Annotated in this window: 21 protein-coding genes; 8 read left to right on the top strand and 13 right to left on the bottom strand. The window is 58.7% G+C overall.

Features of this window, described 5'->3' with window-relative positions:
* Positions 1 to 76: 76 nt before the first annotated feature.
* The 8 genes from A6U86_RS30700 to A6U86_RS35500 all read right to left on the bottom strand — a co-directional run bounded on the left by A6U86_RS30700 (position 77) and on the right by A6U86_RS35500 (position 8,570).
* On the bottom strand, positions 77 to 565 hold the full coding sequence (locus A6U86_RS30700; RefSeq protein ID WP_244510140.1) for a molecular chaperone: 489 nt from the start codon (positions 563 to 565) through the stop codon (positions 77 to 79).
* Positions 566 to 632: 67 nt separating this feature from the next.
* Positions 633 to 1,340 (bottom strand): spore coat U domain-containing protein, encoded by a 708-nt coding sequence (locus tag A6U86_RS30695; RefSeq protein ID WP_141683852.1) that lies wholly within the window; start codon positions 1,338 to 1,340, stop codon positions 633 to 635.
* Between the two features lie 220 nt (positions 1,341 to 1,560).
* Positions 1,561 to 2,466 (bottom strand): Hint domain-containing protein, encoded by a 906-nt coding sequence (locus tag A6U86_RS30690; protein ID WP_244510138.1) that lies wholly within the window; start codon positions 2,464 to 2,466, stop codon positions 1,561 to 1,563.
* Between the two features lie 684 nt (positions 2,467 to 3,150).
* On the bottom strand, positions 3,151 to 4,020 hold the full coding sequence (locus A6U86_RS30685) for a shikimate dehydrogenase (RefSeq protein WP_068399598.1): 870 nt from the start codon (positions 4,018 to 4,020) through the stop codon (positions 3,151 to 3,153).
* A gap of 139 nt (positions 4,021 to 4,159) precedes the next feature.
* Positions 4,160 to 4,831: a TetR/AcrR family transcriptional regulator gene (locus tag A6U86_RS30680; protein ID WP_068399596.1), complete on the bottom strand. Its 672-nt coding sequence runs from the start codon at positions 4,829 to 4,831 to the stop codon at positions 4,160 to 4,162.
* Between the two features lie 83 nt (positions 4,832 to 4,914).
* On the bottom strand, positions 4,915 to 6,804 hold the full coding sequence (locus A6U86_RS30675; RefSeq protein ID WP_068399593.1) for a bifunctional sugar phosphate isomerase/epimerase/4-hydroxyphenylpyruvate dioxygenase family protein: 1,890 nt from the start codon (positions 6,802 to 6,804) through the stop codon (positions 4,915 to 4,917).
* A gap of 104 nt (positions 6,805 to 6,908) precedes the next feature.
* Positions 6,909 to 8,249, bottom strand: a complete 1,341-nt coding sequence (locus tag A6U86_RS30670; RefSeq protein ID WP_068399747.1) for an MFS transporter — start codon at positions 8,247 to 8,249, stop codon at positions 6,909 to 6,911.
* A 159-nt stretch (positions 8,250 to 8,408) separates the two neighbouring features.
* Positions 8,409 to 8,570 (bottom strand): hypothetical protein, encoded by a 162-nt coding sequence (locus A6U86_RS35500; protein WP_158008793.1) that lies wholly within the window; start codon positions 8,568 to 8,570, stop codon positions 8,409 to 8,411.
* A gap of 253 nt (positions 8,571 to 8,823) precedes the next feature.
* Here A6U86_RS35500 and A6U86_RS30665 point away from each other — a divergent pair, with 253 nt between their 5' ends.
* From A6U86_RS30665 to A6U86_RS30635, 7 genes are all read left to right on the top strand, one after another.
* A complete protein-coding gene (locus A6U86_RS30665; protein ID WP_068399590.1) occupies positions 8,824 to 9,339 on the top strand; it encodes an RNA polymerase sigma factor in 516 nt (171 codons plus the stop codon).
* 89 nt (positions 9,340 to 9,428) lie between these two features.
* On the top strand, positions 9,429 to 10,436 hold the full coding sequence (locus tag A6U86_RS30660) for a FecR family protein (protein ID WP_068399744.1): 1,008 nt from the start codon (positions 9,429 to 9,431) through the stop codon (positions 10,434 to 10,436).
* 128 nt (positions 10,437 to 10,564) lie between these two features.
* Positions 10,565 to 13,027: a TonB-dependent siderophore receptor gene (locus A6U86_RS30655; RefSeq protein WP_068399587.1), complete on the top strand. Its 2,463-nt coding sequence runs from the start codon at positions 10,565 to 10,567 to the stop codon at positions 13,025 to 13,027.
* 107 nt (positions 13,028 to 13,134) lie between these two features.
* A complete protein-coding gene (locus A6U86_RS30650) occupies positions 13,135 to 13,908 on the top strand; it encodes an ABC transporter substrate-binding protein (protein WP_158008792.1) in 774 nt (257 codons plus the stop codon).
* A 71-nt stretch (positions 13,909 to 13,979) separates the two neighbouring features.
* Entirely contained in the window at positions 13,980 to 15,914 is a 1,935-nt protein-coding gene (gene fhuB, locus A6U86_RS30645) for a Fe(3+)-hydroxamate ABC transporter permease FhuB (protein ID WP_158008791.1), read from the top strand.
* Between the two features lie 183 nt (positions 15,915 to 16,097).
* Positions 16,098 to 16,868 carry a 2-keto-4-pentenoate hydratase gene (locus tag A6U86_RS30640; RefSeq protein ID WP_068399579.1) on the top strand — a complete coding sequence of 257 codons (771 nt, stop codon included), beginning with the start codon at positions 16,098 to 16,100 and terminating at the stop codon, positions 16,866 to 16,868.
* A 189-nt stretch (positions 16,869 to 17,057) separates the two neighbouring features.
* Positions 17,058 to 17,294: a hypothetical protein gene (locus A6U86_RS30635; protein WP_068399741.1), complete on the top strand. Its 237-nt coding sequence runs from the start codon at positions 17,058 to 17,060 to the stop codon at positions 17,292 to 17,294.
* 35 nt (positions 17,295 to 17,329) lie between these two features.
* Here A6U86_RS30635 and A6U86_RS30630 read toward each other — a convergent pair whose 3' ends face one another.
* Together A6U86_RS30630 and A6U86_RS35375 are read right to left on the bottom strand one after the other, a co-directional pair.
* Positions 17,330 to 18,163 carry a DUF4118 domain-containing protein gene (locus tag A6U86_RS30630; RefSeq protein WP_068399738.1) on the bottom strand — a complete coding sequence of 278 codons (834 nt, stop codon included), beginning with the start codon at positions 18,161 to 18,163 and terminating at the stop codon, positions 17,330 to 17,332.
* Positions 18,164 to 18,345: 182 nt separating this feature from the next.
* Positions 18,346 to 18,585 carry a hypothetical protein gene (locus tag A6U86_RS35375; RefSeq protein WP_141683851.1) on the bottom strand — a complete coding sequence of 80 codons (240 nt, stop codon included), beginning with the start codon at positions 18,583 to 18,585 and terminating at the stop codon, positions 18,346 to 18,348.
* Between the two features lie 41 nt (positions 18,586 to 18,626).
* Here A6U86_RS35375 and A6U86_RS30625 point away from each other — a divergent pair, with 41 nt between their 5' ends.
* A complete protein-coding gene (locus A6U86_RS30625; RefSeq protein ID WP_068399577.1) occupies positions 18,627 to 20,447 on the top strand; it encodes an ABC transporter ATP-binding protein in 1,821 nt (606 codons plus the stop codon).
* 133 nt (positions 20,448 to 20,580) lie between these two features.
* Here A6U86_RS30625 and A6U86_RS30620 read toward each other — a convergent pair whose 3' ends face one another.
* Genes A6U86_RS30620 through A6U86_RS30610 form a run of 3 tightly spaced genes read right to left on the bottom strand, consistent with a single transcriptional unit; the run spans position 20,581 to position 24,710 of the window.
* Positions 20,581 to 21,381, bottom strand: a complete 801-nt coding sequence (locus A6U86_RS30620; protein WP_068399735.1) for an inositol monophosphatase family protein — start codon at positions 21,379 to 21,381, stop codon at positions 20,581 to 20,583.
* 36 nt (positions 21,382 to 21,417) lie between these two features.
* Positions 21,418 to 22,482, bottom strand: coding sequence for an ABC transporter ATP-binding protein (locus tag A6U86_RS30615; protein ID WP_068399574.1), 1,065 nt, complete (start codon positions 22,480 to 22,482; stop codon positions 21,418 to 21,420).
* Positions 22,479 to 24,710 carry an iron ABC transporter permease gene (locus A6U86_RS30610; protein ID WP_068399733.1) on the bottom strand — a complete coding sequence of 744 codons (2,232 nt, stop codon included), beginning with the start codon at positions 24,708 to 24,710 and terminating at the stop codon, positions 22,479 to 22,481. Before A6U86_RS30610 ends, A6U86_RS30615 begins: the two co-directional genes overlap by 4 nt.
* Between the last annotated feature and the right edge of the window lie 8 nt (positions 24,711 to 24,718).

The raw sequence follows: 24,718 nt of genomic DNA, 5'->3' as shown, positions 1-24,718 counted from the left end.
AGAACAAGAACTTGACCACACCAACAGAACCGAAACATACATAAAAGGCGGGTCAAATCTCGGTGGAAATACCGGGTCAGTTCCTACCGGAAATCAACATGCCGGTGTTTGTAGCCTCGGCCACGAGGCTCCCGCCTTCACGGCGAATGTTCCATCGCAGATCCGCGTTGGCGGACCTGTCATTGAAAAATACGGGTATCGAATAGCGCACGACAAGTTTGACATCGTTGCCAGGCCGACGGACATTGACGTCGGGCAACTCATCGATCAGCAACCTGTAGGCGCTTTCCCCGTTGGTGACCGGCTGCCCGACGCGGGCAACACGAAGCGTATAGGTGGTACCTGGCTGCAGCGTGGCGGCTGGTGGACTAGCTACAACTTCCGAAGTGGGAACGAGCTGGTCCTCTCCTCCGACCTGAGTCCATTTGAAAACCCGCACCTGAGCATTGACAGGACGATCATTGTTATTGCGAAGACTCACGGACGAAGCCAGGGCCGGCGCGGCCAAGTCGATTGAGACGGGCGACACCTGCAGGGACGCCGCCCGTCCCTCGGCCCCAGACATCACGCCATAGATAGCCACCACAAGCGCGAGATATGGGCGCATGAGAGATTTCCCTTCGTGAAGAAGGTCAGAATGTGACGGTGACAGCAACGGTGTCGCTGTAAATGCCGGCGGGCGGAGTGGACTGCGCGATTACGCGACCATATACGGTATAGGACTGGAGAGTTCCGTCGGCTTTGCCTTTTACGGTATCTGTCCCGGCTGTATTACCCCACACTTTGCCGCCAGACTTGTCGCTGTATAGCTGGTAGCCTATAGTCTCGGTGTTGGCCGCATCAGTGGACTTCATTCGTCGGTTGCTGGTGTCCTTCGTTCCACCTCCATCAAGGCCGATATTGTAATCAACGCCACTCGTGCACTGCACCCGGATCGATCCGGCGCCCGCTGTCTGTGCGTCGATATCGGAGTTCAGGACACCATGCGAGCCAAAGTCCAGTACCGCATCGTTGATGGCACTGTTCTTGGCGTCGGTGTTGACCTGGCAATCCTTGGTAATCTCGATCTTTATCTGGAGATTGCCGGTCCGGGGGCTATCCGCGTAAGCTGTCCCGGAGCAAATTGCTGCGACAATGGTGACAGTCCGGAAAATGATTCTTGAGCTATTCATTGCCTCTTCTCGATTGCGTGGATTCCGTAGCGGCGCTACCTTTGTGGCGATCAAAAGTATCATCAGGCTGCATTTAATCCATTTCTTCGGCCCGACGACTGCCATTTGGTAGGTATCGATAAATGTCGCCCAGGCGCAGCGTTCGTTGGGGCGCTTCTTTGAAAGCACGTTTCGTGACCAAACGTACAAGCGGGAATTGTCACATTGCTGCGATAGCGAGTTGGAAGGTGCATATGGATGGTCAGGTAGCTACAACCTTGCCGAAGCTACGCTTCCTTACTTGCCGACTGATCAATCCATACTGGCATGCTCATGCCTTAGACCGATGTTACCGAGCCGCTATTTTGGTGCCGGCACCAGAGTTGCTTGCTGGCGCGGCTCCCATTCTTCACGATGCCTTGGCGCTCCGCACGACATAGCCCAATTTCTCCGCGCGGCTTTGGAGCGACAGGCGGGCTTTTTCCAGCACGGCGCCAGCGTAAACCGGCGGATAGCAGCAGTCGTTCCAGGTGCGCGAGCCGGCCGAGGTGCCGAAGACCAGGGTCCCTGGCTCAAGGAAGGACTGACGACCGCTGATGTCGAGATAGGTTTCCGTCTCGGCGCCTTCCGCAATGACGATGGAATGCTGCTCCAGCTCGATGTGATAGTATTGAAACGGGTGAAGCCTGACCTCCTGGCTAACCGTAGCCCCGTTGACAAGCAGCTTGGCCGGGATCAGCGACTGCTCCAGGAACATGCAATGGTCCGGAGAGACATAAAGATCACGCGACGGGACGTTTTCGGCAATGGCGCCGGCCTGGATGCGGATCGGCAGCGTATCTCGCGGCTTCTCGATTGCTTTGGGATCGATCATCCGACGGCCAATCCACTTGACCTCCGATGCTCCGCGATGGGTGATAACGAAATCACCGACCCGCAGATCCTCGACCGGCACCTCACCTTCCAAAGTGCGGATACGCGTGCCGCGCAGAAAGCAGCTTGTGAATGTCAAAGTGCTTGTCGCTGCATTGTAGGTATAGGTCACGCCCGCGGGAATGCTGTAGGAGCCGAGCGTGGTCGGAATGCCAAGCAATCCCGGATGAGTGAAATTTATCGTATTGCCGGATTGGCTAACAGCCGTCGATCCGCCAACCTCGATCCTGTCGCCATCCTGGATGTTGACCACCTTCGGCGGAGACGACAGGTTCAAGTTGATCCCGCCTGGATTGTAGGTGAAAAGCCCCGTACCGTTGGCATTGGCGAAATCAACCGTTACGTTGTTCAACAGCCCGATGTTGAGAAAGTTTGCATTCACCGCGATACTCGAGTTCGCTCCGATTGCATATGTATACTTCGATAACGCACCAACATTGGCCAACCCAGCAGCTATCGTGACATTTGCGCCATTAATTGCTTCAATTGTCGTGTTTGAAGCAGCGCCAAGGCCAACCAGGTTGCTTATTTTTATATCCACGCCATCCACGGTTACCGTACCGTTTGAAACAAGATTAAGCTGAATCGTATCAGAAGCTTTTCCCGCATTGCTGCTATCGATGACGGTTTTTCCGCCGTTGATTAAGTGGATATCTACCAAGGACATGCTGCGCTCCTGCCTAGCCTGAGAACAAATCGTCGATGCCAGCCTCTGGAGTGAAAACCCGAGACCAACATTTAAGCATGACCTAAATTAGTATATTAGACAGGTAGCGCAGTAGCACCATATGGTGGTAGCATTGAAGATAATCGCGCTCGTTGATCAAATGAGTATCTCGGTGGGAACAGAGATCCGCGCGAGCCCTTATTGACTGGCCGTTCGGTGGTGCGCGTCCTCGGTAACCCGAACTTGCAATGGGCGTTGCCAGGTGGGAGTATCCGATCTGTCCGACTTGCACAGCGCTCTATTGGAGCATCTTTGTTGGCGGTTTGAGTATGCCATCGGGCAATAGGCAGAGACCCATGCCCGGAACGTGGGTCAAAGGCCGCTCACCGAGAAATTGCCCTAGGAATGAAGTGACGCGAAATGATGCATCATGCGTTCTGCATCGGGGCGGATGCCGGTGAACAGTTCAAAAGCCTTGACCGCCTGGGAAACAGCCATTCCGCCGCCATCGAGAACGCGGCATCCCCTTTGCCTTGCAAGCTTCACCAATTCCGTCTCGATCGGAAAATAGACGATTTCCGCTACCCATAGCCGATCCGCAACGAGCCGAGCCTCAAGCGGTAAACCGGGGTGCGCAGCCATGCCGGTCGGCGTCGCATGAACCAGACCATCGGCAGCTTCCAGGGCGGCGGCCAGGTCGCTGCCGACCAGGAATGAGCATTTGCGGTGGGCTGGCTGCAGCTGATCTACAAGCGACTGCGCACGCGACGGGTCGATATCGAATATTTCGATCGTGCGTGCCCCCATTTGCGCCACGGCATGCGCAACCGCGACACCGGCCCCGCCGGCCCCAAGCTGCACGACATGGTCGAGCGGAACTCCGGACAGGCCACGACGAAAGCTCTGCGCAAATCCCCACCAATCGGTATTGTGCCCTATCCTGCGCCCGCCTCGAAAGACGATCGTATTGATCGAGCGCAGCGTCTGGGCATCCGGCGAAAGCTCGTCTACCAGCGCGACGGCCGCCTGCTTGCAGGGATGCGTGATATTCAGGCCGGCAAAGCCCTGGGCTTCAGCCTCATCGATCAGTGCCGGCAGATCCGATACGCCAAGGCCGCGAATTTCGAGATCGATGAGATCATAGCGGTATGAAAGACCGTAATTCTCACCCTCGCGCATGTGCATGGCCGGCGTCAGCGAACGGCCGATGCCAGCACCGATGAGACCGACCCGAAGTTGACGTGAGATGATGGCAGCCTGAGTGTTCAATCTATCCTCCCGAGCAGCGAACCATAGCCATATCGCAGCCCGAGATCAAAATGTACGAACTAGTACGTAAAGTCAATGAACGGTACAGAAATCCTGCTCACGGCAGTGCTCGGCGACATCATCACATGGCCTTGGGTTCTCAGATAGTGTTCGAAGGAGCAGTCTTCAGGAAAGCCAGAATTGCGTCGACGATCAATGCTTTGTGCCGTTTTTTCAGCTCGTCGGAGGACAAATCTCGTTCGAAGATTGCCCCGAAAGTATGGCGATTGGACACCCGGAAAAAACATTGCGCACTGATCATCATGTGCAGGTCTACAGGATCCACCCGGCGTATGAAGCTGCCGTCCGAATAGCCACGTTCGAGGATGCCGGTAATGATATCGATGACGGCGATATTCATTTCCGACAGAACCACCGAACGCTTCATATGTTCGGCTCGATGAATATTCTCGATGCTGACCAGGCGCACGAAATCCGGATTTTGATCATCATGATCGAAGGTGCTGGCAATCAGCTGCGCCATCGCCTGAACCGGCGGCATGTTTTCGAGATCGAGCTCGCTCTCCAGCGTCCGGATCTTCGTATAGGCCTGTTCGAGAACGGCGAGATAGAGCCCTTCCTTGCTGCCGAAATAATAGTAGATCATGCGCTTGGAGGTCTTGGTGCGCTCAGCGATCTCATCGACACGCGCGCCGGAAAAGCCTGCGGCGACAAATTCTTCCGTCGCAATCTTCAGGATATTTTCCTTGGTCGCGTCGGGATCATTCTTCCGTGTGAGGCGCTCGATCTTGGCCGTTTGCGCTTTGGTCATGCCTTGCTCGTCTTCCTGGGTCCGTCAATGCCCACCATTGAAGATCAAAGCTTTAACACAGCCTCGGCGCGAATGGGGAGAGCCTAAAGCTTCGGCAGACCAATCGGTCGCAGATACCGCCTCAGTGCCGCGATGCGGAAGATCGCGTTCGCCGCACCGTAGCCGCGATAACTGCTACGCTGGACGATCTCGAAGAAGAACCCTTCTCCATAACTGGGACTATAGAGCTGGAAATATTCGCCATGATCGTCACGATCATAGAGGATATTATGTGCCTTCAGCCGATCGGTGAATTCCGGATCGAGGCCGAATCTCGCCTCCAGGTCATCATAGTAATTCGGCGAGATCGCCAATGTCGCGAAACCGTTGGCAGATAGGGCAGAAGCTGTCGCGAAGATGTCTTCGGTCGCAAAAGCCAGATGCTGAATACCCGAGCCGAATGTCTCGGCGATGAAATGGCCGGCCAGCGTATTGCGGTTTTCCGCACCGTTGAGCGTGATGCGCAGCGTACCCGGATCATTTTCGACGACCTGGCTTCGAACAACGCCAGCAGGATCGATAATGTCGACCATCGGCGTCTTATGCGCATCGAGTATCGCCGTATAGAACAGCAGCCAGGTGAGCAGTTCTTCGTACTTCATGGTCTGCGCAACATGGTCGATGCCCGTCAGTCCGACCGGCTGCAGATCGGCATCGTCGTTGACGGGGTCGAACTCGATCTCCCAGATCCGCCCGAGCGGGCTCTGTCGATCGAGGAAATACAGGATGCCGCCACCGATACCGCGGATGGCCGGCATCTCAATCTCGCCGGGATCGAGCGACTGTTCGAAACGCTCGGCACCGAGTGCTACGGCGCGCGCGAGGGCGGCCTGCGCGTCGCCGACCCACAGACCCATTGCATAGGCCGATTGCCCGTGCAGAGCGTAGGAAGCGCCGGCAAATCCACCCTGATCGGCATTGACGACCAGATTGATGCCGCCCTGCCTGAAGACATCGACGCGCTTGGACTTATGACGACCGACATGGCGGAAGCCCAGCGCGTGCAGTCGGTCAAAAAGTAGGGATGTCTCAGCCTCATCCACGGTAAATTCGACGAAAGCCACGCCCTCGACCTCAGCGCGCGGCGGCATGGGCGCCAATGTCAATTTGCTCTCGCTTTCGGCGCGCCGAACCCGATCGCCCAGGTAAACAAGCGAGCGTTTGCCGTCTACGGCGATAGCCGTCGGCGAGCCACCGCGGAACTGGTCGTTGAAAATCTCCAGCGAAAGGTAGCCGTCATAGCCTGTCGCCGCCACCGCATTCATGAAATCGAGCACGGGCAGATCACCCTCGCCCGGCATGTTGCGAAAATGGCGGCTCCAATAGAGAAGATCCATGTCGATCAACGGCGCATCGGCAAGCTGAATGATGAAGATCTTCTCCTTCGGGATCGATCGGATCGAATTGACGTCGATCTTGCGCGAAAGCGTATGGAAGCTGTCGAGGATGAGCCCGATATTCGGATGGTCGGCACGGCGGACGATCTCCCACGCATCGCGGTGATCATGGATGTGCCGTCCCCAGGCGAGTGCCTCATACCCCACGCGCAGGCCGCGCTTTGCTGCCCGTTCTCCGAGTTCGGCAAAGTCGGCCGCCGCGCGATCGATACCTCCGAGAGCAGCCAAGGAGACATTCGAGCATACCAGCACGAGGTCCGTGCCCATTTCCTGCATGAGATCGAACTTGCGTTCGGCACGATCGAAAGTGCGGCTACGCAGTGGCTCGGGCATGCCCTCAAAATCGCGGAATGGCTGGAAGAGCGTGATCTCCAGGCCATGATCCCGGACCATCTGACCGACCTCGCGCGGAGATTGATCGAAGGCAAGAAAATCGTTCTCGAAAATTTCGACGCCATCGAAGCCGGCCTTTGCGATGGCATGAAGCTTTTCCCTGAGGTCACCGCTGATCGAAACGGTCGCGATCGAGGTTTTCATTGTGTCATCCCATTCATTTGGTGATTTCCAAGAAACTCATCGCCGGTGGCGTGCCCCGCAGCGGCCAGCGGATACCGGCGCAAAACGCCGGTATCCGTTTGTATTCAGACCGCGCGATCGGCACGCGGCGTCGCGGCAGCGATGCGTCTTCCATCCCTGCCGAGCTGATCGATCGGTGTCCGATAGGTCTCCGTTGCCGTTGCCGCCGAAGCGGCGGCAATCAGGGCCGTGATCGAGGTAAACGCTGCGACGGGCACCCACCCCATGGGCCCGGTACCCAGCAGGGCAGCACTGATTGTCGGGGCAAAACCGCCGAGTGCAAAGCCGATCTGAGTGCCGACCGCCATGCCGGACAGGCGAACCCGAGTATCGAACATTTCGGCATAAAGCGCCGGCCAGATGCCGTTGGACGCGCTATAGACTACACCCGAAAGCAGAATGCCCAAGACGAAGACGAGGGTGAGGTTATTCTGGCTGATCGCCCAGATATAAGGCCAGATCAGCATTGCGCAGCCAATGGCACCGAAGATGAAGATCGGCTTTCGGCCGATACGATCAGCCAGGATTGCCCAAAGCGGGATGGCGCCGAGCGCCACGACATTAGCAAGCACCAGCACGGTCAGCATGGTGGAGCGGTCGATATGCATGGTATTGACCGCATAGGACAGGGTGAAGACGCTGAAGATCGTGCTGACGACCGAGATCAACGCGGCAAAGATGATGCGTAGGACATCGGCCCAGTAATTCGTCATTAGGGTGACCAGTGGCAGCTTGGTGGCCTCGCCCTTCTTGGTCTCTTCGAGGAAGGCAGGCGTCTCGGCCAACGTGCGGCGAACCCAGAAACCGACGATGACGACGACGAAGCTCAGGAAGAAGGGAATGCGCCAGCCCCAAGACAGGAGCGCGGCTTCGTCAAGCCTGCCGAGCGGTATGAAGACCAGTGTTGCAAGGATCAATCCCGCCTGCGTACCACTCAGCGTGAAGCTGGTGAAAAAGGCTCGCCGGTGCTCGGGAGCGTGCTCTAACGTCATCGAGCTGGCGCCGGCCTGTTCGCCCGCGGCCGAGATACCCTGCAGCAGACGTGCCAGAACGAGAAGCATTGGCGCCAGAATGCCGGCCTGATCATAGGTTGGCAGGCAACCGATGATAAAGGTGGAAAATCCCATCAGAAGCAGCGTGAAGGTGAGCACCTTCTTACGGCCGAATTTGTCGCCGACGTGTCCCAGGATAACCGCACCCAGCGGGCGCATGATATAAGCGACGCCAAAGGTAGCAAACGAGGCGATTGCCGCGGTTTGCGGATCTTCCGCCGAGAAGAATATCTTTGGAAAGATCAGTGCGGCAGCCGTCCCATACACGAAGAAATCGTAATATTCGACGGCACTTCCAATCCAGCTCGCCAGAGCGGCCCGCTTTGGTGTCTTACGTTCGACTGGTGTTTTCATCATTGTTCCTCCCCAGAACATTTCAGTTTCGAAGACATGCCACACCCGCAGGCGCCGGCTTTCACCCACGCCCTCCCGCACGGCATCCCTGATCGTCTTGGCAGTCACCGGCACCGCCGTGGCGGCGCGCGTCACTCCTCATCGCGAATAATGTACGAACTAGTTCGTTTTGTAAAGCGATGCGCTCGGATCATTGGAAATGGCACGGCCTTCTTCGACGATGATCGCTTGGATTTGAATTCTTTCGCCCACTTCGGGGTACTCCATGGGGGAGAGGAAAATCAAAATATTCCAACACATTAGAAGATCTTGGCGGGTCATCGCGAATGCCCAATCGGACCACTGCCTGACAAAATCGATACACGCTCGCCACCTACATTCAGGAATCCGCACAATGATGCAGTGGACAGCCGTGCCCGATGCAACTGTTGGAGTTCGCAGGCAAAGTGCTGTCCACATACTGCTAAAATAAAGTGATATCGCTAGCCGGGCGGCTATCCATTTGACTTCGGGTTTACATCCACCGGGATTATGACATAGAGCTAGGGCACTGACTGGACCCGGACCTCTCGACATGGTGAATGACGCGCTCAAAGGTTTGTTCCTTGCGCATAGACGCGAGTTGCAGGCCTACCTGACAAGGAAGCTGCGCGACGCGGATACGGCAGCTGATCTCACTCAGGAAACATTTCTGCGCTACGCCGAGCTTGGTTCGCCGACGGGGACAACGATCGCAAATGAGCGCTCCTATCTCTATCGCACAGCCCACAATTTGGCGGTCGATCATGTCCGCCAGCGCCAGCGCCGAAAAACCGATGCGACGAGCGCCGATGACCTGGCCGGTATCGCCGACGATCGACCAACACTGGAAGAAGAGGCCGATGGGCGGCAGCGGCTCGAACGTCTCCATGAAATAGTCAATGAACTTCCCGAACTGACACGCTCGATTTTCACTCTCAACCGAATGGATGGCCTCACCTATGCGCAGGTGGCCACCCGGCTCGGGATTTCCGACAGCAGCGTTCAGAAACATCTTTCCAGGGCGCTGTCCCACATTACCGCGCGGCTTCAAAAGCAAACCTTAAAATAAATCCCCTCATCGTTACCGGAAAGAACGTCTCGCGACGTCCTATGATTGAAACAGTTCGAGTCGTGGTGAAAAGGATACAGGATCCGGACGTGACAAACCCGCAAGAGACACAGGAAAAAATTGGGGCGGCAGCGGCCGAATGGGTCATTCGTCTTGGTGCGGAAAACGTCACGCAGGACGATCGCCTGCGTTTTGAGCATTGGGTTTCAAGCGATATCCGCCATCGTGACGCCTTCAATTTTGCAAGCCGCACGTGGGAGGACCTGGCCGGACTGAAGCACGTTATCGGATCGGAGACGACACGCCCCGTGGTGGATCAGCCTGCTCCGGTCCTGACTTTTCCTGTGAGACGGCCGGCCCGATATGGCTCGGCGCTCGGGCTGGCCGCAACCCTTCTACTCGCTATCGGCCTCGGCTTCCTGTGGTTCGGAAATCCGTTCGTTCTGATGTCCGCCGACTATGCGACGGCCCCTGGCGAGCAAAAGACCGTCACCTTGCCGGATGGAACCGTCGTCGACCTCGGATCGGATTCGGCACTGGCCGTTGAATTCGATCAGCGCGAACGACGCGTCGAACTGCTTTCGGGAAGAGCTTATTTCACGGCCGCTCCCCGAGCCGGCAGCGAAACACGCGCCTTTGTCGTCAAAAGCGGCGCTGGCACGGCGCAGGCCGTCGGCACGCAGTTTGCCGTCGACAATGGTGACGACGACGTCGAGGTCACCGTTGTCGAACACCAGGTGAAGGTCGCCGTAAGCGGACCGTCCAATGCCGCAGGCGAGGCACTATTGTCGCCAGGCCAGGCAGTTCGGTATTCAACGGATGGCATCCTTGGCCAGGTTGAACAGAAGGACGTCGCACAAATGACGTCATGGCGGCGCGGCAAGTTGATCTTCAACGACGTGCCGCTTTCCAAGGTCGTTGCCGAGCTCAACCGATATCGGCGTGGCCGGATCGTCATCACCCGCGATTCGCTGGCGCGTCTTCACGTTAGCGGCGTCTTTGACACGAATGATCTGGGAAATGCACTTGCCCGCATTGCCACCGAGCTTCAGGTCCGCACGGTTTCCGTTCCGCCATTGGTTACGGTGCTCTATTGATTTTCCTGGATAATTTTCCGCGCTGAAAAAAACTAAAAAACTATTACTGAAAAACATGACTGAAATCGTCCTATTTTATGAAGCGTCCGAGGGGACGCCAGGTAGACAGACGGATTCAGGGGCATTTCATGGACATGAAGGGGAAGGGCCGCATTCGCTCGGCTTTGGTTCGGCTTGCGGGGGCGACAAGTGCTGCGGCATTGTTACTGGGGATACCGGGGCTCTCCGGCAACGCCATTGCCCAGGACGCAACCAGGAAAGTCGCGTCTCAGTCCGCGCCCATCGCCTTCAATATCCCAGCGCAAAGCCTGAACTCTGCGATCCTTTCCTTTGCGGACAAGGCCGGCATACAGGTTTTCTACGATACCGCACGCCTGAAGGGACTGAAGAGCGGCGGAGTGACGGGAACGCTCACCTCACAGGCAGCGCTTGCGCGCATTCTGGCGGGAACCGGGCTCAGCTACCGATTTACAGGTCCGGCTAGTGTGACGATATCCGGCGCGCAGAGCGGCGGCACGGTATCTGCCGGCGACGCGACCACACTTGCGCCGATCATTGTCCAGGCAAGCGCCGAAAGCGCATGGGGTCCGGTCCGTGGTTACGTGGCCACCCAGAGCGCGACCGGCACCAAGGCCGACACCCCGCTCATCAGGACGCCGCAGACCATCTCCGTCGTCGGACGCAAGGAAATGGACGCGCGCCAGGCCCAGAGCGTCAGCGAGGCCCTGAGCTATGTTGCCGGCGTCGAACAGCCGCTCGGCTCCGAGTCGCGCAGAGATAATCTCTATTCGCGTGGCTTCCTGGCCAGCCAGTATCTCAACGGGCTCCGTCTGACCGATGGCTCCTGGGGTATCAACCAGATCGACCCCTATCTTCTCGAGCGGGTCGAGCGGATCGGTGGGCCGGCTTCCGTGTTGTATGGTCAGGCTTCGCCGGGTGGCATCATCAGCATGGTCAGCAAGATGCCGACCGCAGAGCCGTTCCACGAGCTGTCCATTCAAGGCGGAAATTACGACCACCTACAAGGCATGTTCGACTTCAGCGGACCTGTTGATCCCGATGGGCAGCTTCTCTATCGCCTGACCGGAATGGGACGTCTGGCCGATGGGCAGATCGACTTCTCCAAGGACAGGCGGCTGGCTGTCGCACCGGCCATCACCTGGAAGCCGGACGAGGATACCAGCCTCACCCTGCTCGGCAGCTACCAGAACGATCCTGACCTCGGCCAGTACTATACCCTCCCCTCGCAAGGAACGGTTCTGCCCAACCCGAACGGCAAGATACCCACCAGCCGCTATATCGGTGATCCCGGCTACAATATCTATTCGAGAGAAATCTCGACCGTTGGCTATTCGTTCGAACACAGATTCAACGATACTGTCACCGTCCGCCAGAACCTTCGCTACATCGATCTGGACGCCAAGTTCGGCGGCGTATTCGCTCTCGGTCTCCAGCCGGACATGCGAACATTGAACCGCTACGCCATGTATGATCGCGATCAACTCGGCCAGTTCACGGTCGACAACCAGGCAGAGATCAAGTTCGATACGGGCAGCGTCGAACACAAGCTCCTTGTCGGATTGGACTACCAGCGCACAACACTGGAGCAAACCTATGGCTTCGACTTCAGCGTGCCGGCATTTGATATCTTCAATCCAAAATATAATCTCGGCATTTCACAGCCCGCGATCACGGGTCACACCTATCAAGTCCTCAGCCAGCTCGGTACCTACGCCCAGGATCAGCTGACGCTCGGCAAACTGTCGGTCGTCGGCGGACTGCGTTACGATTGGGCTGATATCGATACGGCTGACCGTATCAACGGCACCTCCCAGGATTTCAAGAGCAACAAGCCGACAGGACGACTGGGCGCCGTCTATCAGTTCGACAACGGCATCGCGCCCTATGTCAGCTATTCGACATCGTTCGAGCCAACGCAGGGAACGGATCGCTCCGGCAATCCGTTCAAACCGACGGCGGGCAAGCAGTACGAAGTCGGCGTGAAATACCAGCCTGTCGGCTACGACAGCTTCATCACGCTTTCCGCGTTCGATCTTCGCCAGACGAATGTCACGACGCCCGACACTTCTCCCGGTGGCACCGGTTTCTCGGTACAGACCGGCGAAGTGCATTCGCGAGGCGTCGAGCTTTCCGCGGTCGCCAGCCTGGACGACGATCTCAACCTGCGCTTCAGCTATGCCTATCTGCTCGCCGTCAATTCCGAGTCGAACGACCCGACAAAGCTTGGCAAGCAGCTGGTCGGCAGTTCCAAGAACGCAGCTTCGCTGTGGCTCGACTACAAGGTGTCGTCAGGCCCGCTGACCGGCCTCGGGCTTGGAGCAGGTGTGCGTTATCGCGGCGAGCGATATGGCGATGATGCCAATACATTCAAGGTACCCTCCTTCGCACTGGTCGATGCGGCGATCTCCTACGACTTCGGCGCGGCAAATCCGAAGATGAAGGGCTGGACGGCAGCACTGAATGCCAGCAACCTCTTCGACAAGGAATATGTCGCGGCCTGCAACGGCGATACGCTTTGCTACTACGGCGATCGCCGCCGCGTTCTCGGCACCCTGACCTATCGATGGTAATGCAGACGCGGCGAAGGCATCTTCTTACTTTGGCCGGCGGAGCCTGCATTGCAGCGTTCCGCCGGCAAAACGCTTTTGCTGAACCTCGCGTCCACCAGCGAATTGCCGTGCTGGACTGGACGCTGGCGGAAATGGCTCTGTCGCTGAATCTGCTTCCGGCAGCGCTGACGGAGACAAAAGGCTATCGCGACTGGGTCGGCGAACCCGTTCTGCCAGGCGATGTCATCGAGCTTGGATTGCGCGGCACTCCCAATCTCGAAATGCTCGTGCAGGTCGCTCCCGACCTTATCCTCGCCAATGAGAACCAGACTGCTTCCATTCCTCTTCTGGCCCAGATTGCACCCTGCCTCTCCGCATCGATCTACGCGATCTCCGGCTCGCCCTATGTGCATGCCGTATCCGAATTGAAACGCCTCGGTGACAGGCTGGAGCGCGCTTCCGCGGCCGAAGTGGCCATCAATATCTCGGATCGCGCGATTGCAAGGGCGAGCGACCAAGCTACCGGCTTTTCACGCCCCGTCTACCTGGCCCGCTTCGTCGACCCAGACCATCTGATGATCTTCGGCAGGAACAGCCTTTTTCAGGACATTCTCGACCGCATCGGCGTCGCCAATGCCTGGCAAGGCGAAACGAATGCCTGGGGCTTCGGGATCGTCGGTGTCGATGCGCTTGCCGGTGAGAAGGAGGCGCATTTGCTCTATCTCGGCCTTGGCGAGCAGGATCTCGAACAAATTGCGGCGACGAACGCCATCTGGCGACGTCTCACTTTCGTAAAGCAACAGCGGATCAGCGCGCTCCCGAGCATGTGGTTCTTTGGTGGCGTCGCCAGCGCCGGCCGTTTTGCAAATAATGTTGGCGTGACCCTGGCGGGGTTGAAATGACAATGCCGTTGGCAAGCTCTCCACGGTCGTCATGGTTTCGGCGAAGTGGCATTACGCCATTGATCTGTCTCGTGCTCATCGCTCTCATTGCCGGCCTCTATAATCTGCAACGGGCCTTGCCATCCGATCAGTGGCTGCAGGCGATATTCGCCCGTGACGCAAACGATATCCATCAGCTCGTTTTCCGCTACAGCCTGATGCCTCGCTTCGCGATGGCCATTCTCGTCGGCGCGGCTCTGGGCGCCTGCGGTGCATTGATGCAGCTTACGCTCCGAAACCCGCTTGCCGAGCCGGCGACGCTGGGAGTTTCCGCAGGCGCACAATTGGCGCTGGTCATAACCGGCCTCTGCTTGCCCACCCTGCCAGCTTTCGGTCGTGAAGCCAGCGCCCTTGTCGGAGCATTGGCGGCAATCCTTTTGGTCCTGGCGCTTTCCTGGGATCGCATACTCTCCCCCACTCGGTTGATTTCCGGCGGTCTGGTGATCTCTCTTTGTGCCGGATCACTTGCCGCCGTCACGCAGTTGCTCAATCGGGAGGCGTTGCGCGGAATTTATATCTGGAGTGCGGGATCCCTGGTGCAGAACGATTGGAGCAAGATCCTCTTTCTCCTGCCCTGGTTGGTCGGCCTCGGCCTGATCGCAATCGCATTCCTTCCGCGCTCACTCAATATGCTGGCACTTGGCGATGAAAGCGCCCGGGGGCTGGGGCTGTCAGTGCGAAGCGTACGGCTGGCCGCGCTGGCGGGCGCTGTCTCTGCCACTGCACTGGTGACCAGCGCGGTGGGCGTCATCGGCTTTGTCGGGCTCGCTGCACCTGCGCTGGCGCGACTCAGCGGCAGGCATGGTATCCGCAGCCAGATTTCATCGTCGGCCCTCGCCGGGGCAGCAATGCTGCTGGCGACGGATCAACTGCTCCAAATATTGCTGCCACCCGGGGCGGAATTGCCTACGGGCATAGCGACTGCCGTCATCGGCGCGCCCATACTGCTGGTTCTTGTCCAACGGATGAAAACAAGCGAGGCGCCGCAGTTGGCCGAAATTGCGAGTGCACGGTTGCGCCGTCAACACCTCGCCTTGATCCTGCTTCTCCTGTCACTCGCCATCCTGTCATGGCTTGCGATCGCATATGGACGCGGCCCGAATGGATGGCACTTCGGTGCGGGAGCGGAATTCCCTCAGCTGGATATGCTGCGCATCCCGCGCACGGTCGCCGCAATGGCGGCGGGTGCGCTGCTGGCCCTGGCCGGCATCATTATGCAACGGCTGACAAGCAATTCCATCGCCTCGCCGGAGATCCTTGGTGTCTCCTCCGGCGCGAGCCTGGGCGTGATCGTGCTATTTTTCCTCGTATCCGCACCCGGCATGACAGTCCAATTTGGTGCCGGGGCGACCGGTGCATTCTCGATCCTAGCTTTTGTCGTGTTCTTCGGCCGGCGCGCCAGCTTTTCACCGGAGTCGATGCTATTGATCGGCATTGCCGTGGGCACCCTGTTCAGCACCATGGCTGCCTTCCTGATGCTATCGGGCGATCCGCGCATGGACATGCTGCTTGCCTGGCTTTCGGGCTCCACCTACGGCATGACGCAATCGAGGGCTTGTTTTCTCGGCGCCACTTGCGTCGCGCTTGTCGGCGCAATGCCACTGTTTGCCAGATGGCTGGCGGTACTGCCGCTTGGGGCCGGCATGTCCCGCGCCGTGGGGCTTAACATTAGCCTTTCCCGCCTGGCCTTGCTGCTTCTCGCCGCCTTGATGACATCAGCCGCAACGCTTGCTGTCGGGCCACTCACCTTTGTCGGGCTCCTGGCTCCGCACTTAGCGGTAAGAGCGGGTTTCCAGCGCCCCCTTATTCAATCCTTCGCCGCAGCTGCCATAGGGGCGCTGGTGATGATCACTGCCGACTGGCTCGGCCGCAACCTGATGTTTCCCTACGAAATTCCCGCCGGACTGCTGGCGACATTTGTCGGCGGACCATACCTGCTGAAGCTGATCGCCGCGAGAACGCGGTGACTATGTGCTAGGGCAATCACGCGCATGTCGTGCCCGCGGGACAAGGCATGACCGTGACTACCGGCACCCGGACCACTATGACATTTTAATCTCAAGCCACCGGCCCGCCCATGGAATAGCTATGCGCTGATCTCCATTCTCAACGGCATCTGGAATCTGTTGAAGATATATGGAGTTACAGCGATGTACTTCGAGCTCAAGGACACCACGGCCGAGATCCTTGCCAAAAGTCGTCGGCATGAAGAGCTTTGCGAATTGCCTCTCGACCTGATCGGCTCCGAGCAGGAGGCCTATGATATTCAGGCCTTTGCTCAGAACGCACTCGGCTTTGGCCGAAAGGGATACGCCATCGTCGGTTCCAGCGAGCCCTGTCGCCGGGCGCTCGGTCTGGCGAAACCGATTTATTGCGAGATCCCGGCTTTCGCTCTTGCATCCGCGGCGACGGCGTTTCGGCTGCCGCCTGGCGTTATCGGCGCGCAATGCGAAATCACGTTCACGATGCGGCGCGCCTTTCCCGATGCTGACGAGACCATCTCGCCGGAAACCGCTGCCGATGCCATTGCCGGATGTCGACCAGCAATCGGCATTCTTGGACGCCGTACAGTCCGGGGGATCGCCGGTGACAATGCCGCGATTGCGGATTTCGGCCTGCATGTCGCAACCCTTCAGGGCGGCCAGATGGTGGATGCCGATCCCTCCGTACTTGGGAAGCTCGACGTCAACGTCTTCCTGTTCAAGGAGACCGGAATTTCAGGATGCGCTTCATCCGTCATGGGGCACCCATTGAATGCCGTGGCCTGGCTGGCAACCGCCCTCTCTTCCCGTGGCAAGCAATTGCAGGCCGGCGACATTGTCGCGACGGGCGCATGCGCGAAGATCCTCTGTGTTCACGCGGGACAGCATGTTGCAGCCGATTTCGGGCCGCTTGGCCAAGTCGAATGCATCTTCGAGTAACGAACAATCAGGAGCGGAAGGCCAACATATGCGTGCCCAACAGAAACCATTCGTCGTGGAGATCCGGAGAAGCCGCCGCCGAAAGGAAGCCTCGCCATCCCAGCAAGAGGGCGGCATTCGTGCGCTGACCGTGACACATGCGACGAAGCAAGAGTATCCAAAGGATCCTCGCCTGAACGGACGTGCATGATGGTCAGCCGAAACATCCCTTTCGAGTACTTCCTTCTTTCAGGCATTCGCGCCGACGGACCCGTCATCGCGCGAGTGGCCGACACGGCCGTCGCGCGGTCCGTCTCAGACTCCTATGGGCGCCGCTACCATTTCGTCGGCGTCGCGCAGCGGGATCGGGCCGGCAGGATCGATGTGCTGTCTCTGAAGGAAGGCGAGTGGATCGTTTCGCCCAATCTCATATATGAAGCAGCCTGAGTGATGTGGGCAACGCAGAGTGTACCGCTCGTGCATCAGGCATCGCAACGGGTGATCGTTGCTCCCAGCATCAGGGCCATCATTTCGATCGTCGCATCCGGATTGGCCGGGCGACGCTCAGGATCGAATGCAACGCCGATAACGACTGCGCGATCGGTTGAAACTTGAGCCGGCCAGAAATCGAACCGCGATTGATCGAATGGATAAACGCCTCCATTGACTATTGCCTTTGAGTTCAATGCCGTTCTTATCGCCTCGAGCTCCATGGCGGAGAGGTTCTTCTCGCCCTCAACCGTAAGGCTGTCATCCTTGCCGGAGACGATGATGGCGACGGGAACGTGAAAGAGCGAGACCAGGGCAGACCGGGTAAGATGTGTTGCCTCCTCCGTGGAGGTGGCAGCAATCATCTGTCGAGCATAAATCTGCAGCGTCTCCTGGCCCCGACGATGGCGATCAAGCTCTGCCGCATCCCGCCGCCTTGTGGAGGCGATCGCACTGGTTATGCAACCGATGATGAAGAGCAAGGCAATCGCCCATATGTTGGCGGTGTCCGCTACCGCCAGCGAAAAGCGGGGCTCCGTGAAGAAGAAATTATACGCCAAGGCGCCGAGAAGCGCGCAGAACAGTGCCGGTCCAAGCCCGAATGCCACGCTGCTGACGACAACAGGCAAGACATAGATCAACGACAGATTGGGAATGGCCTCATATCGGTCAAAGCCGGCAGCAACCGCGGTGACCATTCCCGCCATAATGAGGGATACGAGATACTGAACGACAAACGGCATCTCCGAGAGGCCTGTGTCGCGCATGACAAACGGATCTGCGACAATGCCGGTCTGAGATTGGCTGAAATCTTTTTCCAGGGACATGGCGGAATCCTCCTGAAAGAGAGATGGCCAGATCGGCATATCAATTCCATATGGATGGCGGATGAGATTTATAAAAACTGCATAAATAGACCCGTCGTCAGCCTTGACTGACCACCGGACGCCCCATTTTTCGAAGAGGCTCACCACCTCAGGGATGTTGCAACTATGTCGCATTTCAAAATTTAGCCGAAAACTTCGCCAAAATCGACTTGGCCTAACTGATCAATCAATCTAGGATTGGTCATCATCAACACGGTTCTAGGGGGTTTTCGATGGCTGTTTTTTCCAACTCCCCAGTGGCTTCCACGAATATCGCCTGAAGCCGGCTGCGTTTTCGAACGCAATAGAACGTGATGGACTGGCGCTAAATCTCCCGTCGATCGTTCCGCATCAAACCATTTCGCGCGGTTTTGCGCGGACATTCCTTTCCCTATGACGGAGCCGGCGAAAGCCGGATACATCAATGGCTCTTGGTTTCAAATCCCGCCGCGGCGGTGCTTTTCGCAGCGTTTTTCGCTATTGCTGGGCTCATTGGAAGCATCAGCCGGGCCGCGCATCCTTCATGCTGTTCACGGCAATGTTGTCTACGCTTGCGGATGTGCTGACACCCTTGTTCTCCGGCCGCCTGGTCGATGCGGTGGTGTCCGGTCAGGCGAGCGACGCTGCAACGTGGAACAATGCCTTTAACGCCTTTTGCTGGCTGATGGCACTGTCGGTCGGCGCCGTCATCCTGAGGCACGCCACGTTCATCGCCATCATCCGCTTCACGCTGAAGTCGATGTCGGAGATCGCGGCGAATTCCTTCTTCCATATCCAGCGCTTTTCAAGCGACTGGCACGCCAACAGCTTTGCCGGCTCGACCGTTCGCAAGGTGACGCGCGGCATGTGGGCGCTCGACCTGCTCAACGACACCGTCTTCATCGCGCTGTTTCCCTCGCTGATAATGCTGATCGGCTCGACCATTCTGATGACTTGGTACTGGCCGATGATGGGACTGCTGGTCGGCGCCGGATCCGTGTTCTTTATCGCCTTCACGGCGACGATGGCCCTGCGCTATGTCGCGCCGATGGCCAGCATGGCCAATAGCTGGGATACACGCCTTGGCGGCGCGCTCGCCGATGCCGTGACCTGCAACGCCGTCGTCAAGGCCTTTGGCGCCGAGGATCGGGAAGACAAGCGTCTCGCCCAAGTCATGCGCAAGTGGCGGGATCGCACCGCGCGCACCTGGACGCGGGGCACGGTGAACGGCACCTCGCAAAATGCGCTGCTCAGCCTGTTGCGTGGCTGCGTGCTGGGCCTTGCCCTTTGGCTCTGGGCCAACGGCAAGGCCAATGCGGGCGACATCACCTTCGTCCTGACTGCCTTTTTCATCCTCCAGGGATATCTGCGAGAAATCGGCATGCATATCCGCAACCTGCAGCGCTCGGTCAACGACATGGAAGAGCTCGTCTCCATCCATGCGCAGCCTCTGGGCGTCGAGGATGTGCCCGGCGCACCGGCACTCCATGTGAAGGCCGGCCTGATCGAGTTCGATCGTGTCACCTTTCATTACGGCAACCATCATGACCCGCTCTACAAGGACTTCTCGGTCACAATCAAGCCGGGCGAACGGGTCGGTCTCGTCGGCCATTCCGGCTCAGGAAAGACGACGTTCATCAAGCTGATTCAGCGTCTGCATGACGTCAATCACGGGACTGTCTCGATCGATGGGCAAGATATTTCGAAGGTGGCGCAGACCTCTCTTCGCCGCCAGATCGCGATCGTGCAGCAGGAGCCCATCCTGTTTCACCGCTCGCTGGCGGAGAATATCGCCTATGCGCGGCCAACGGCCACGCATGCGGAGATCAAGAGGGCTGCGCAGCTTGCCAGCGCCCACGACTTCATCGAGGCCCTGCCGAAGGGCTATGCGACGCTTGTCGGAGAACGTGGCATCAAGCTTTCCGGCGGCGAGCGGCAACGCATCGCCATCGCCCGCGCATTCCTGGCCGATGCACCGATCCTGATCCTCGACGAGGCAACTTCAAGCCTCGACTCCGAATCAGAAATGCTGATCCAGCAGGCCATGGAGCGGTTGATGGATGGACGCACGACGCTCGTCGTCGCCCACAGGCTGTCGACCGTGCGTGCGCTCGACCGGCTGCTGGTCTTCGAACATGGACATATCGCCGAGGAAGGCACCCATGCCAGCCTCATTCGTCGCAAGAGCGGGATCTATCGCGGGCTGTTCGAGCGCCAGGCACTGGAGCTGACGAAAGGTATCGCAAGCGAGGGGCTGATCGGCTGATCAGCCCCTCGCTTTAGAATCTGCCATGTCACGCCGATGGCGGCTTGCCGCTTCCTCGGCAATGCTGCGCAGCATTTGCAACCGGCCAGCAAATCGTTGCTTGCCGGTCGCTCTTGCTCCAACCGGCCCTGGATTAAACCCCGGCTATTCTTCTGAGATCGTCGATCGCGCCGGGCGCCGCGGCCAGGACAACAGATCCCTTCGTCAGCCGCTCTCCATCCGTTGGGAAAGGATGATACCAGCCACCTGCTTCCTGCACGAGGCAATAGCCGGCAAGGCAATCCCAGGCGTGCATATAGGGCTCGTAATAGCCGACCAGGCGACCGGCGGCGACATAGGCGAGCATCAGCGCGCCCGATCCATTGCGAACGAAGTTGCCTTCCGCCTCCAGGATCTGCTGAACCATATTGGCCACGAAAGCCGGTGATACATGATTGTTGGCCCCGATGCCGGTGAGGGCATTGCGGATGTTTCGCGTTGCATCGAGCTTGAGGGCCTTGCCGTTGAGAGTGGCACCCTTGCCGAGCGCCGCCACATAGAGCTCATCGTGGCAGGGCGCCGAGATGACGCCGATCACCGGGACGCCCTCGTGCAAGACCGCGATGGAGACGCACCAGTTGGGCATGCCATTGACGAACGGACTTGTGCCGTCGATGGGGTCGACGACCCAAACATAGCCGGAGGTGCCCGTTTCCAAGCCGTATTCCTCTCCGAGAATACCGTCGGCAGGATGGGCCTGGTGAATACGGTCGCGGATCAGGTTTTCGACCTCGCGATCGGCGATCGATACCACATCCTGTAGATCACGCTTGGTCTCGATCACCAGGGTCTCGCGACGCTTGAAATAGTCGAGCGCAAGCTTCCCCGCTTCGAGGGCCATGGTTTCCGCAAGAGCCAGGCGCACGTCGAGGTCGGCAAGCAACGGAGATGTCATGCAAATGTCCTTCATAATTCGATAAGTGAGCGGCATTCAGCCGCCGATGACGGCGATGCCGCGATCCTTGAATACGATCGTGACGTCGGTGTGGGGAGGTAGTGCCGCATCGACCGTCGTGTCGACGACGAAAAGCGAGCCCTGGCCGGTTTGCACTTCATATTCGACATGATCGCCGAGATAGGCGGAATGCGTTATCCGGCCAGTGAAGGGAGCGTCGCCTGTCCTGGGCGTCAGCGTAATGGCATTCGGCCGGACCGCCAGTTGCGCCGGGCCGCGCTTGACAGACCGGCCGGCAACCCGATGACGAAGGCCTTCGATGGCGATCGTCGCGCTATCGCCGTCGATCTCGACGACGTCGCATGGCATGACATTGGCTTCGCCCATGAAGTCGGCGATGAATGCCGATGCGGGAGTGTCGTAAAGCTCGCGTGGGGCCCCTTGCTGGGCGATGCCGCCGTCCTTCATGACGATGATGCGATCTGAAACGGCAAGCGCCTCATCCTGATCGTGGGTCACGTAGACGGCGGTGAAACCGAGACGCTGTTGCAGCTCGCGGATCTCGGTTCGCACACGCCGGCGCAGCCTGGCATCGAGATTGGAGAGCGGTTCGTCGAGAAGCAGGACCTGCGGTTCGACGACAAGCGCGCGGGCGACGGCAACGCGTTGCTGCTGACCACCGGACAATTCGGCAGGCAGGCGCGGGCCCATCCCCGCCAGGCCGACGAGGCTCAGCGCCTCCTCAGCCCTCTGGCGCGCTTCCTTACGCTTTATTCCGGAGGATTCGAGCCCATAGGCAACGTTGTCGAGCGCCGTCATATGCGGAAACAACGCGTAGCTTTGAAAGACCATGGAGACATCGCGCTCATTTGCCGGAAGCATGGTGACATCCTTACCGCCGATGAGGATGCGGCCGGCCGAGGGATGTTCCAGCCCGGCAAGCATGCGAAGCGTCGTCGTCTTGCCGCAGCCGGACGGCCCGAGCAATGTCACCAGCGTTCCCCGCTCGATGGTCAGCGACAGGTCCGGGATTGCGGTGAAGGCGCCAAAGGTCTTGCGGACATTTTCGAATACGACGGAACCGGGAGCTGTCAGGTTCATGCGGTTTTCTCCTGAGAGAGTGATGCGGATGCCGTCGTCGGTGTTGCGATACGGTTCGTGCGTCGCAACCGCCTCTCCCCGACCAGCAGCTGGAAGCCGGCAATGACAATGACCATGACGACGATGAGGGCCGAGGAATAGGCGATCGCGACACCGTATTCGCCATTCTCGACGAGACCGACGATATAGGCCGTAGACATGTTGTACTGGGCGCTGACGAGGAAGATGACTGCGCTGATCGAGGTAATGGCCCGCACGAAGGAATAGACCAGAGCGGCGGTAATGGCCGGACGCAGCAATGGCAAGATCACCTTGCGGATCGTCCGCAGACTGCCGGCACCCAATGTCAAGGAAGCCTCGTCCAGGCTCTTGTCAAGCTGGCTCATGGCCGCAACGCCGCCGCGAACGCCCACGGGCATGTTGCGGAACACGAAGCACGCCACGAGGATCAGGGCGGTTCCCGTCATTTCCAGTGGCGGCAGGTTGAAGGCCATGATGTAGCTGATGCCGATCACCGTGCCGGGGATTGCGAAGCTCATCATCAAAGCAAATTCGAACAGGCCACGGCCGACGAACTTCTGCCTTACGATCAGGTACGCCGTGAGCAAGCCGACGGCGGCGGTCAGCGGCGCTGAGATCAGAGCGATTTCCATCGTCGTCCAGAAGGAGTTCCAGGCAACGCCGCTCCAGGCCAAACTGCCGTCATCTCGAAAGCCGATCGAGAAGGCCTTGACGTAGTGCTCGACGGTCAGCGTGTTGTCGAGACCCCAGGTGCGCACGAAGCCACCGAAGAGGATCATCAGGTAGACGATGACAGTGAATATCATCCAGGGAATGACGAGCGCATGCACCGCGATCGAAAGGCCACGAGGTAGCGCGATATGAGCTCCAGAATCGCCCTTGCCGGTGACGGTCGCGAAACTCTTGCCTTGCAGCCAGAGGCGCTGTGCGAGGAAGGCGCTCAGGGTGAAGACAAGAAGAACCATGGCAAGAACGGCGGCGCGGGATGGATCATTCTGCGCACCGACGACGCTGAAGAAAATCTCGGTCGACAGTACGCCGTGGCTACCGCCCAGCACCATCGGATTGCCGAAATCGGCCATGCTTTCGATGAAGCCGATCAGGAATGCGTTTGCCAGGCCCGGCTTCATCAGCGGCAGCGACACGCGCCAGAAGGTTCGCCAGCGATTGGCGCGCAGCGTCTGCGACGCTTCTTCCATGGAGGGGCTGACGCCTTCGACAACGCCGATCAGAACGAGGAAGGAAATCGGCGTGAAGGAAAGCACCTGGGCAATCCAGATTCCGGTCAGTCCGTAGAGCCAGCGGCTCGGCTCCGTTCCGAAGAGAGAGGCCGCCGCCTCGGTGACGACGCCGGCTCGTCCGAAAAGTAAAGTGAGCGCGAGCCCGACCACGAAGGGCGGTGTAATGATCGGCAGGACCGTCAGGAGACGCAGCCCCTTCTTGAAGGGAAATTGCGTGCGGGTGGCGACGAGAGCGAAGCACAAGCCGAGCAACGTCGATCCACCGGCGGTCAGGATGGCAAGGAAAAGGGTGCGCCAGGCAAGGCCGCAGCGATCTCCGCCAACGACGCAGCTGAGACTCCAGAGCGAAGGGTCCTGGATATTGGCGATGAAGCCGTCGGGATTGAACGATCCGTCAAAGGACTGGAAGGCGCCGACGAACATACTGCCCACGGGATAGAAGACGAAGATCGCGACGAGGACGACCAGCATCGTGATAGCGCTGACGACGAAAGCATCCCCCTTCATCACGCCGCGTTCTGCAAGGCCGAAGGAAAATAGCAGCACGAACATGATGCCGAGCGTGATGACGCCGGCACCCATCGCCGGTTGACCGTCCGCAAGCATGCCGAACACGGCCTCGCTGATCGTCCAACTCCAGCCTGATGCGGTGATGGCAAGCCCCTGCAGCGCCAGGAAGAGAAAACCCAATGCGCCGGCGCACGCCATGAGCGCGCCGCGCTGCATGGGATTCCTGAGAAAGCGCGCGATGCCGCCGAACAGAAAAAGCCCGACGGCAATCGCGAGCCACCATCGGCCGTAGCTGGCAATTTCCAGTATTCCGGGCGCTGTGGAGGGGTCGCCCGGGAAACTGGATAGCCAGCCGAGACCGAAGAAGCCGCCCTCGATGCGATACCATGGGAGTAGTATCACGGCAGCGATACCGACGATAAGCGCGACATCCAGCCGGCGTTTGCTATTGGTCATGGTCGGAT

The organism is Rhizobium sp. AC27/96, assembly GCF_001692325.1.
In the GTDB taxonomy this organism is placed as follows: Bacteria; Pseudomonadota; Alphaproteobacteria; order Rhizobiales; family Rhizobiaceae; genus Rhizobium.
This window is presented reverse-complemented; position numbering and strand designations above follow the sequence as displayed.